The sequence below is a fragment of the Pseudonocardia sp. genome (assembly GCF_029263155.1).
Taxonomy (GTDB): domain Bacteria; phylum Actinomycetota; class Actinomycetes; order Mycobacteriales; family Pseudonocardiaceae; genus Pseudonocardia.
Genome location: NZ_JAJCYB010000017.1, coordinates 40,164 through 48,108 on the forward strand (window position 1 = coordinate 40,164; position 7,945 = coordinate 48,108).

General features: G+C 73.0%; 7 protein-coding genes and 1 pseudogene. 2 read left to right on the top strand and 6 right to left on the bottom strand.

Features of this window, described 5'->3' with window-relative positions; all coding sequences use genetic code 11:
• Positions 1-19: 19 nt before the first annotated feature.
• From Q1K26_RS03045 to Q1K26_RS03060, 4 genes are read right to left on the bottom strand one after another with little or no spacing between them, the layout of a single operon-like run.
• Positions 20-835 carry an ABC transporter ATP-binding protein gene (locus Q1K26_RS03045; RefSeq protein ID WP_300007579.1) on the bottom strand — a complete coding sequence of 272 codons (816 nt, stop codon included), beginning with the start codon at positions 833-835 and terminating at the stop codon, positions 20-22.
• Entirely contained in the window at positions 832-1,869 is a 1,038-nt protein-coding gene (locus Q1K26_RS03050; protein WP_300007580.1) for an ABC transporter ATP-binding protein, read from the bottom strand. Before Q1K26_RS03050 ends, Q1K26_RS03045 begins: the two co-directional genes overlap by 4 nt.
• On the bottom strand, positions 1,859-2,854 hold the full coding sequence (locus Q1K26_RS03055) for a branched-chain amino acid ABC transporter permease (protein ID WP_300007581.1): 996 nt from the start codon (positions 2,852-2,854) through the stop codon (positions 1,859-1,861). Before Q1K26_RS03055 ends, Q1K26_RS03050 begins: the two co-directional genes overlap by 11 nt.
• Before the next feature lie 4 nt (positions 2,855-2,858).
• Positions 2,859-4,124 carry a branched-chain amino acid ABC transporter permease gene (locus tag Q1K26_RS03060; RefSeq protein ID WP_300007582.1) on the bottom strand — a complete coding sequence of 422 codons (1,266 nt, stop codon included), beginning with the start codon at positions 4,122-4,124 and terminating at the stop codon, positions 2,859-2,861.
• A 304-nt stretch (positions 4,125-4,428) separates the two neighbouring features.
• Between Q1K26_RS03060 and Q1K26_RS03065 the strand changes: the two genes are divergently transcribed.
• Positions 4,429-5,667, top strand: a complete 1,239-nt coding sequence (locus Q1K26_RS03065; RefSeq protein WP_300007583.1) for a branched-chain amino acid ABC transporter substrate-binding protein — start codon at positions 4,429-4,431, stop codon at positions 5,665-5,667.
• 29 nt (positions 5,668-5,696) lie between these two features.
• Here Q1K26_RS03065 and Q1K26_RS03070 read toward each other — a convergent pair whose 3' ends face one another.
• Both Q1K26_RS03070 and Q1K26_RS03075 read right to left on the bottom strand, forming a co-directional pair.
• Positions 5,697-6,047, bottom strand: a complete 351-nt coding sequence (locus tag Q1K26_RS03070; protein ID WP_300007588.1) for a hotdog fold thioesterase — start codon at positions 6,045-6,047, stop codon at positions 5,697-5,699.
• Positions 6,048-6,117: 70 nt separating this feature from the next.
• Positions 6,118-7,398 (bottom strand): annotated as a pseudogene (locus tag Q1K26_RS03075) (hypothetical protein); the annotation flags it as partial.
• 107 nt (positions 7,399-7,505) lie between these two features.
• Between Q1K26_RS03075 and Q1K26_RS03080 the strand changes: the two are divergent.
• On the top strand, positions 7,506-7,676 hold the full coding sequence (locus tag Q1K26_RS03080; protein ID WP_300007584.1) for a hypothetical protein: 171 nt from the start codon (positions 7,506-7,508) through the stop codon (positions 7,674-7,676).
• Positions 7,677-7,945: the final 269 nt, after the last annotated feature.

A 7,945-nucleotide genomic window follows, 5' to 3' on the forward strand; every position in this document is an offset into this window, starting at 1 on the left:
CCCTCCGTGTGCGTGCGCGTCAGTTCGTCTCGCTGCTCCCGGCCAGCGTACCCAGGTACAGCTCGATGACCTTGGGGTCGTGCATGAGCGCCGGGCCCGTGTCGGTATAGGCGTTGCGGCCCTGGTCGAGCACGTACCCCCGGTCGCACACCTGCAGGCAGCGGCGCGCGTTCTGCTCCACCATGATGATCGACACCCCGGCGGCGTTGATCTTCTTGCAGCGCACGAAGACCTCGTCCTGCAGCATCGGCGAGAGTCCCGCGGACGGCTCGTCGAGCAGCAGGACCGAGGGCTCCATCATCAACGCCCGGCCCATGGCCACCATCTGGCGCTCGCCGCCCGACAGCGACCCGCTCTTGACCTTGCGCCGGGCACCCAGCATCGGGAACAGCTCGGCCACGTGCGCGAACCGGTCGGCGAACGACTTCGGGCGCAGGTACACGCCCATCTGCATGTTCTCCTCGATGGTCAGCGACGGGAACACGTTGTTGTTCTGCGGCACGTAGCCGACGCCCTTGGTGACCAGGACGTGCGCCTTCGCCCCGGTGATGTCGGCGTCCCGCAGCCGCACGGTGCCCTTGCGCACCGGGATCAGCCCGAACATCGTCTTGAGCAGGGTGGACTTGCCCGCCCCGTTCGGCCCGATGATGCCCACGATCTCGCCCTGGCCGAGGAAGAAGTTGCAACCGGTCAGGATGTCCACGCCCGGGACGTAGCCCGCGACGAGGTCGTCGGCGCGCAGCAGCGCGTCGACGGCGAGCTCGCGGTGCCGTTCGGGGGTGGCGGCGAGCTCGGCGGGGGTGAGCCGGGGGGTGGTGTCGGGTGTCTCCGTCACGATCTCGGCTCCTTGCCTGCCGCCGGCGGCTCCGCGGCCGCGGCCTGGGTCCCCATCTCGGCGGCCTCCATCTCGGCCACCAGCTCGGCCGTCTCGCCCACCGGGTTGCCCTCGTCGTCGAACTCCAGCGCCCGGTCGTGGTGCGCGCCCAGGTAGGCGTCGACCACGGCCCGGTTGGAGGAGAGCGCCTCCGGCGGGCCCTCGGCGATCACCGATCCCTGCGCCATCACCACCACCCAGTCGCTGACGTCGCGGATCACGTCCATGTCGTGCTCGACGAACACCACGGTCATGCCGTCGTCGCGCAGCGACCGGACGTGGCCGAGCAGGCTCTGGGTCAGCGCCGGGTTCACCCCCGCCATCGGTTCGTCGAGCATGACCACCGTCGGGTCCATCATGAGGGCCCGGGCCATCTCCAGCAGCTTGCGCTGGCCGCCCGAGAGCGATCCGGCGAGGTCGTCGGCCTTCGCGTCGAGCTTGAACCGGGCGAGCAGCTCCCGCGCCCGCTCGGTGACCTGCTTCTCCTGGCGGCCCCACGGGGTGAACAGGGCGCCGAAGAACGACTCGCCCCGCTGTCCCGTGGCGCCCAGGCGCATGTTGTCCAGCACGCTCAGCTTGGCCAGCGCCTTGGTGAGCTGGAACGTGCGGACGACCCCGAGCCGGGCGACCCGGTGCGAGGCCATCCGGTTGAGCGCGGTGCCGTCGAAGGTCCAGTTGCCGGTGTCGGCCCGGTCGAACCCGGTGAGCAGGTTGAACAGCGTGGTCTTGCCCGCGCCGTTGGGCCCGATGAGACCGGTGATCGCGCCGCGCTGGAACTCCAGGTGCGCGACGTCGACGGCGGTGAGCCCGCCGAAGGTCCGCGTCACGCCGTCGACGACCAGCACCGGGTCGGGTTTGGCCACCCCCACCTCGGGGGCGACGCCGGCGAGTCGACCACCCGGCGTCGCGTCGCGTGGGGCCGGCTCGTCGGCGACGGGTGGTGGTTCGGTCAGGGGGTCCTCCCCGGGGCGGTGGTCGGGCTCGTCAGCGGCCATCGAGTGCCACCTCCTGTCGACGTCCGAACAGTCCCTGCGGTCGGAAGACCATGAGCAGGCCGAGGAACAGGCCGACGAGCACGAAGCGGATCGCGCCGACGTCCTGCGACTCGATGAAGGGCAGCAGCGGGTCGGCACCCGCGGTCGCCTGGCGCAGGAAACCGTCGGTGATCGAGAGCAGGAACCAGAAGACCATCGCCCCGATGACCGGCCCGAGCACGCGCCCGGCGCCGCCCAGGATCAGGGCCGCGTAGGCGAAGAAGGTCTGCGCGGGGGAGAAGAAGTCCGGGGTCAGCGACTGGGTCGCCAGCGCGTAGACGATCCCGCCGAGAGCTCCGAACACCCCGCCGAGCGCGAGCGCCTGCATCTTGTAGGCGAACACGTTCTTGCCCAGCGCGCGGGCGGCGTCCTCGTCCTCGCGGATGGCCTTGAGCACCCGGCCCCACGGGCTGCGGACCAGCAGGAAGGTCAGCAGCGTGCAGAGGATCACCACGGTCCACCCGACGACCATCGCCCAGAGGTCGTTGCGCAGGAACGTCAGCCCGAGGAACGAGTAGGACTGCTGGGTGAACGGGTTGGCCGCGGCGTAGGTGCCGCCGAACCCGGTGAGGCCCTGGGTGCCCCCGGTGAAGTCGGTCTGGGAGACCGACCGGGTGATCAGGCGCAGGATCTCCGCGGCGGCGATCGTGACGATGGCCAGGTAGTCGGTGCGCAGGCGCAGCGTCGGGATGCCCAGCAGCAGCGCGAGCACCACCCCGGAGGCCATGCCGACCAGCACACCGGCCCACAGCGGCAGCCCGAAGGTCGCCACCGCGATCCCCATGCCGTAGCCGCCGACCAGGGCGAACCCGATCTGCCCGAAGTTGAGCAGGCCGGTGTACCCGAAGTGGATGTTGAGCCCCAGTGCGAGCAGGGCGAAGAAGATGGCCGACGGCCCGATGAACTGGGCCACCCCGTTGGAGAGCAGCGCTCCGAAGTCGATCATGCCGTCACCCGATCCTGGCCCGGGAGCCCAGCAGGCCCTGGGGGCGGAACACGAGGATCACGATCAGCACGACGAGCCCGCCCAGGTACTTGAGGTCGACCGGGAGGACCAGCGTGGACATCTGGACCAGGATCCCGACGATGAGGCATCCGACGAGCGCGCCGTAGGCGGTGCCCAGGCCACCGAGGATGACCCCCGCGAACATCAGCAGCAGCAGCTTGAAGCCCATCTCGTACTGGACCGTGCTGGACAGCTCGGAGAGCGCGAACAGCACGCCGCCCAGCGTGGCGAGCGCGCCGCCGAGGATCCAGACGAACAGCACCACCCGGTCGACGTCGATGCCCGACGACGCGGCCAGGTCCCGGTTGTCCGAGACGGCGCGCATCGCCTTGCCGATCCTGGTGCGCTGCAGCAGCAGCGCGACGCCGATCATGACCACGATGCTGATCACGATGGCGGACAGGTCCTTGTCGGTCAGCACGACCGGTCCGTACGACCGCGCGGTCTGCGCGGTGTAGTCGGCGAACGACTCCGACCGGCCGCCGAAGAAGATGAGGACGAGGTAGCGCAGCGCGATCGCCAGCCCGATGGAGACGACGAGCTGTGCGATCAACCCCACCCCGCGCCTGCGTAGTCGGCGCCAGATGGCCCACTCGTTCAACGCCCCGACGAACCCGCCGACGACGATCGCGATGATCGTGGCCGGGATCAGCTGGACGCCGCCGACCACGTTGACGGTCCAGGCGACGACCGCACCGATGGTGACCAGGTCCCCGTGCGCGAAGTTGGTCAGCCCGGTGGTGCCGAAGATCAGTGAGAGGCCCACGGCGGCGATGCCGATGACCAGGCCGAACCGGATGCCGTCGACGAGCAGCCGGACGAACTGGCCCGCGGCCGAGGTGTCGAGGCCGCCACGTTCCTCACCGAAGCGGAAGATGACGGTCGCGAGCCGGCCCTCGGCCACATCCCGGGTGACCTCGCCCTGCAGCACCTCGGTGCCCTCGGGGAGCGTGTCCTCCTCGACTCGGAACAGGTAGGTGCCCGGCTCGGGCACCTCGATCTCGAAGCGGCCGTCGGGGCCGGAGACGTCGTCCACGACGATGCTGCCGCCGCCGCCGACGGCCGTGACGGTGACGCCCTCGAGCAGCGTGCCCTCGGAGTTGCGCAGCGTGCCGTTGACCGCGATCCCGGAGCTGGTCTCGTCGTCGGGCGGCGGCGCCGGGGTCGAGGCCGACGCACTGCCGGTGGCGGCGAGGCCCGCGAGCATCATGATCAGGATGGTCCCGAGAAGCCATCTGGCCGCGGCGGATGTGCGGCGCTGCGCACCGTCCCGCGGCAGGGGGGCGGGCGGATGCACGTGCATGGGCCTCCTCGTCGGGCCGGGTGGTGACGGCGCAGAGTAGCCGTTCGCGACCGTTCCGGGGGGCGTCACCCGGTTGGCTGTATCCCAGATGTAACGAGATCGCGTCGCGCGCCGGGTCGGGAGGCGCCGAGGGGGGCGGCCGGGGTGCCCGCCGGCGTCACTACAGTGGGCCGCTCCGCGGCGTCACGTGCGGTCCCAGGAGGAGAACAGCATGCCCCCGAGGCGCGTCACCGTGTCCGCCGTGATCCTCCTCGGGACCCTGCTGCTCCCGGCCTGCGTCGCGGGGCAGGACGGCTCGGACGGGGCCGCCGCCGGTGGTGCGGGTGGCTGCGACACCAGCCGGGGAACGCTGGCCATCGGCCTGATCGCCCCGCTGCTCGGTGATCTCTCGGTGCTCGCGATGGGCATGCGCAACTCCGCCGACCTCGCCGTCGACCAGGCCAACGCCGCCTGCGCCGTGCCGGGCTACGAGCTCCGGTTGCAGGCCGAGGACGACAGGGGGCTGCCGGAGGAGGCGGCGGAGGCGGCGAGCAGGCTCGTCGCCGATCCGGACGTGGTGGGCGTGGTCGGCACGCTGAACTCCTCCACGGCGCAGGTCGTGCAGCCGATCCTCGCCGAGGGCGAGCTCGCGACGGTGTCGCCCGCCAACACCAATCCGTCCCTCACCCGCGGCGAGCGGTACACGACCGACCCGGTCCGCGCCTTCGACAACTACTTCCGGGTCGCGCCCACCGACGACCTGCAGGGACCCTTCGGGGCGCAGTACCTCGTGCAGACCGCCGGGCTGAGCGAGATCGCCGTGGTCGACGACGGCAAGACCTACGGCGTCGGGCTGGCGGACGCGTTCGTGGCCGCCGCCGAGGACCTCGGGGCCACGATCGTCGCCCGCGAACAGGTCGACGACCAGGACACCGACTTCTCCGGCCTGGTCACCGATCTTGCCGGGGTCGGCCCGCAGGCGGTCTACTACGGCGGCGAGTACCCGGTCGCGGGCCGGCTGTCGAGCCAGCTCGCCGGGGCGGGACTGGACGTCCCGGTGATGGGCGGCGATGCGCTGATCAACGCCGAGTACGTCCCGCTGGGCGGTCGCACCGGCGACCTCGGCACCAGCTTCGGCGCCCCCGTGGACCAGCTGCCGAGCGCGGAGCGGTTCGTCCGGGACTACCGCGCCGCCAACTACGTCGAGGACTTCGAGACCTACGGCCCGCTCACCTACGACGCCACCACCGTGATCATCCGGGCCCTGGCCGCGGCGCTGGACGGCGGTGAACGGTCAGCGGAGATACGGGCCCGCGTCGTCGAGGCCGTGCAGTCGACCGAGTTCGAGGGCGTCTCCGGGCCGGTGTCGTTCGACGAGTACGGCGACACCCGGCACAAGACGCTCACCGTCTACCGGGTCGAGGGCGCGCAGTTCGTCCCGGTGCGGACCGGGGAGTACCCGACCGGCTGACGTCCCCGCGCGGCCGGCGTCCGACCCCGCTACGGGCGGCTGTCGCGGTGCACGCAGGTGAGCCTGGCGGTGCAGGTGCGGCGGCCCTGCTCGTCGCTGATCACGATCTCGGACGTGGACGTGCTGCGGCCGACGTGGACCGGCCGGGCCACCCCGGTGACGAAGCCGCTGGTGGCCGACCGGTGGTGGGTGCAGCTCAGCTCCAGTCCGACCGGGAACCGCTCGGGCAGCGCGTGCAGCGCCGCCAGGGTGGATCCGAGGGTCTCGGCCAGCACCGCGCTCGCCCCACCGTGCAGCAGGCCGAACGGCTGACGGTTGCCCTTCACCGGCATCCGGCCGACCACCTCGTCGAGCGAGACCGTCACCAGCTCGATGCCCATGAGGTCGGCGAGCTGCTCGACGCGGTCGAACTCGGGCAGGTCCTCGGGATCGATGGGCACGGAGGGCAGCCTATGGCAGAATTCGCGCGCGGCGCGCACCACGCCGGACCTCCTGATCCCGCCACCCACGCGGCGGGGCCACGCGGGGGCGAAGGGGACTCGCTCCACCCGCCCCGGGCCTCCTCCGTCGGCCCTCCATCCCCCCACGGGTGCCTCGGGCAGCCACCAGCCGTGATCGGATCGACGGCCGGGCGGCACGCGGGGCGTGGGGCCGGGTGCCGCCGTCGCGGCCGCGAGAGGTCTGGTCATGACGAGTCAGAAGCAGCTCAAGATCGGCATCCGCGCCCGGATGGCCCGTACCGGGGAGAGCTACACGACGGCGCGCCGGCACGTCGCAGGCCTTCCCGATGCCGCGGTCACCGCTACCGGCTACCGGCTGCGCGGCGGGCAGCACCCGGGTTCCGCGTCGATCGCGAACGTCCTCGCCCACCACGGGGTGCGCTGCGGCGGTGCCGAGCTCACCGAGGCGCTGGTGTTCGGCGGCGCAGGCGGCCCGGGGGCCGGGTACATCCTGTGGGAGTTCGCCCACGACGACTCGCGGCCGGTCGTGCTCGCGTTCTCCTCGCAGTGGCAGTACGCCGACCGGGCCCTGCTCGCCGGGCTGGAGCGGCTCGGACGCGATCCCGGCGGCCAGAGCGGTGCGCAGCGTCGGCTCCGGCACGTCCCCGGTGGGTTCGGGCACGATCAACAGGTGCTTGGAGGAACCGACGCGCGAGCGGGCCGCGTCGAACTGCGCCCGGGGCACCGTGAGCGGCGCGACGCCGCGGTCGTCGAGCGAGTAGGTGTCCCCGTCGAGACCGTGCACGACGACCGGGTGCCCACCCCACAGCTCCGCCGCCGCAGCGGCGGCGTCCGCCCGCCCGGCGTCGCCCTCGCCCACCACCGACTGCTGGATCGCCGCCGTCAGCGACCGCAGCCGGGCGAACTCCGGGACGTCGACGGGCAGCGCGGCGTCCGCCGCCACCGTCCACGCCGCTCCGGCCTCCCGCCACCGCGCCGCCGCGGGCGCGAGATCGACGCCGAGTACCGGGGCGGCCTCGTCGAGGAACCGCGCGGTGAGGTCGCGCAGGTGACCACCCGTCATGCCCGCGGGCGAGCACCCCTCCCACACCGAGGCGAGCGCCCCCGCAAGCCCGCGGCCGTCGGCGAACACCCGCGGCCAGCCCTTCGCGGCGTTCGCGTCGGTCATCAGGCGCGCCCACTTGCGCCAGGCGGGGAGCGCGAACGACGTCGACGTGCCGCCGAGCCGCGCCGCGCAGTCCGCGGTCGGGGCGTCGCGGGCGCTGGCCGCGACGCTCGACTCGGGTCCGGCGCTGGTCTGGCCGGACCGGTACCAGGCCGGCTACTGGCACCTCCCCGCAGCGCTGGACGGGGTGCCGGTGCGCGTCGCGCGCACCGGTGGCGCGGGCGCTGCGCACGGAGCTGGACGCGGCCCCGCCGCTCGCGCCGGGCGAGCGGACCGACCTGTTCGCGGCGCTCGGGGGCGCGCTCACGGCCGTCCACGCGGCGGAGTCGGCCGCGGTGAAGGAGCTGGCCGCGGTGTCGGCGCGGATCGGGGGGACGGGGTGACCGCGGCCTGAGCAGCCCGGGCTGCGGCCGAAGGAACCCGGGGCCGACGACGATCACCGACTCGGAACCGGCGGGCGTGTCAGGAGCGTCGCCCGGTTCCGAAGCGATGATCATCGTCGCCGGGTCGCCGGGTCGCCGGGTCGCCGGGTCGCCGGGTCGCCGGGTCGCCGGGTCGCCGGGTCGCCGGGTCGCCGGGTCGCCGGGTCGCCGGGTCGCCGGGTCGCCGGGTCGCCGGGTCGCCGGGGCGGCCCGGCGAGCGGGAGCCGGCG